Here is a 2,476-nt window from a genome sequence, read left to right as displayed (position 1 = left end):
GTAAAAAGAAAAGACTTAAAGCTGCGTTAAATCCGGAGGCTTTGATAACCATCTTATTGGCAGGGTGTGGGTAAAAAGTAAATGCTGTTGGTCTGTTGACCAAATCAAATCCCATTGGCAAACTAGTAGGGATAAGCTAAGGCGATTGCGTGAGTAAACTTACTCGTAAAGATAGTTGAGGCAGTAAACATCAAGATTCAAAGGCAACGAAGCGATTTGCTGGTTTTGAAGAATTCGATTCTTGATTCCACATTTAAAGGCAAATTATAAATTAAGGGAGTAAAGAATGAGTTTACAAACCAACTTGCAAGGTCGCTTACGCAATACCTTTTTACCCAAGAGTCACGGCCTGATACCAGTTTTTGAAGCAGTAGTCAACTCGATCCACTCCATCGAAGAAAAAGATAATGCCAGCGACGGCAGAATTATTCTTCGCATCAATCGCGCTACCCAAGGCGACCTAGATTTAGATGCTAAGTCTCTCTCTCCTATTCTCGGCTTCACCATCACCGATAATGGCTGTGGTTTTGACGAAGCAAATTTTAAATCATTTGAAACTCTCGATTCGGATCATAAAATTGACAAGGGTTGCCGAGGTGTTGGTCGCCTGATGTGGCTAAAAGTATTTGATCTGGTTGAAGTTGAAAGTCACTTTTTCGATGTTGATGGTGAGCTTAAAAAACGTGTATTCCTCTTCGATGATAAATTGGGAGTCCATGGTGAAAAGGTTGTTGAGGCCACATCTCAAAAGCCAGGCACCCTCATTAAGCTAGTTAATTTTGATGATGGTTTTCGAAAGCAGGTTCCTGCAAAAGGTCTGTCCATCGCTAATCAATTGCTGGAACATGTTTTGTGGTATTTTGTGCGACAGGGAAGCACGCCCAAGATATTTATTGAAGATGCGGACGAGATGCTTGACCTTGATCATTTACTCGAAGAGCATATGCATGCCAGTGCATTTCCCGAAACCATTACAATCAGTGATCATAAATTCGACTTAACTCATATCAAATTTCGTGCATCCATTAATAAAAAACACCAACTAGCACTCTGCGCAGCGAATCGGCTGGTTAAAGAAGAATCTATTCAGGGAAAGATTCCTGGTCTGTACGGAAAAATTTCAGATGCATCTGGTGAGTTCACCTATACCTGCTACGTATCTTCCGATTACCTCACCCAACATGTACGCAATGAGCGTACCTCGTTTGATATTGCCGAAGATGTTGAGGATATGCTTAACGAAGTAAGCTTTAAAGACATCCGGGAAGCCGTCCTAGATCGTACTAAAGAGTACCTACAGGAGATTCTGACCGAAAATGTGTCGGCTGGTCGCAGGCGAGTGGATGATTTCATCAACAATCATGCGCCACGCTATCGTCCAATTGCTAATTATGTAGAAGAAGCATTGCTGATCGTTGACCCTGAGAAATCAAATAAAGAGCTGGAGCTACACCTGCATGCTCAATGGTATGAGGTGGAACGTCAGCTCGTAAGCGAAGGTCATGACATCATGCTACCTCAGAATAAGGAACAAGTTGAGGAATACAAGGAACGGTTAGGAGCTTATCTGCGTAAAGCTGGAGACCTTAAAAAATCAGATCTTGCCAATTACGTTTCACACCGCAAGGTAATTATTGACTTGTTACAAAAATCTATCGAACGGCTAGAAGACGGAAAGTATGCTCGTGAAGATATGATACACGAACTGATCATGCCCATGCGTAAAGATTCCTGCGAGACGTTCCTTGACTCTTGCAACCTTTGGCTGATCGATGAACGCCTGGCATTTCATAACTATTTGGCTTCAGATAAAACACTCAAGGCAATGCCAATCACTGGCAATGATTCAACCAAAGAACCAGACTTGCTCAGCCTGAGAGTGTTCAATAATCCACTTCTTGTTAATGATCAGAGCAGCTTTCCACTTGCAGCTATTACCGTGATCGAGATGAAACGCCCCATGCGTAATGATATGCGAGAAGGTGAAGACCCTATTGATCAGGCGCTCAGTTATTTAGAGCGGGTACGCGAAGGAAAAGTAACCACAGCATCCGGTCGCCCGATTCCGGGCAATAATGATATACCGGGCTATTGTTATGTGCTTTGTGACCTCACAGAATCCATGCATCGACGCTGTCGTCGAGCCAATCTGCGGATCACATCTGATGGAATGGGCTATTTCGGATACAACGAATCTTCCCATGCCTATCTCGAAGTGATTAGCTTTGACCAGTTAGTGAAAGCGGCCAGAGAGCGTAACCAGGCATTCTTCGATAAGCTTGGATTACCTTCCGCTTAGGTGATCTTACACACACTATGGCTTAATTGATTAAAATGGTGAGAGAAAATTTTAATCAATTAAGCCATAGTGTATTATTTTTCATAAATTATTCTCATCAGAAAGAAACTCATCATAGAAAAAACAGATAATTTGTTGGATTTATTGGTAAAGGTTAAAGATCCACGCGGAAAACAC

At 42.2% G+C, this 2,476-nt stretch carries 1 protein-coding gene; it reads left to right on the top strand.

From position 1 onward, the window contains the following. The first annotated feature begins 286 nt into the window (after nt 1-286). Nucleotides 287-2,299 carry an ATP-binding protein gene (locus tag Q384_RS11960; RefSeq protein ID WP_037588561.1) on the top strand — a complete coding sequence of 671 codons (2,013 nt, stop codon included), beginning with the start codon at nt 287-289 and terminating at the stop codon, nt 2,297-2,299. The last annotated feature ends 177 nt before the right edge of the window (nt 2,300-2,476 follow it).

This window comes from Stenoxybacter acetivorans DSM 19021 (assembly GCF_000745895.1).
GTDB lineage: Bacteria > Pseudomonadota > Gammaproteobacteria > Burkholderiales > Neisseriaceae > Stenoxybacter > Stenoxybacter acetivorans.
This window is presented reverse-complemented; position numbering and strand designations above follow the sequence as displayed.

Coding starts and splice junctions, on each gene's coding strand:
- Q384_RS11960 (WP_037588561.1), top strand. CDS start 287: ATGAGTTTACAAACCAACTTGCAAGGTCGCTTACGCAATACCTTTTTA.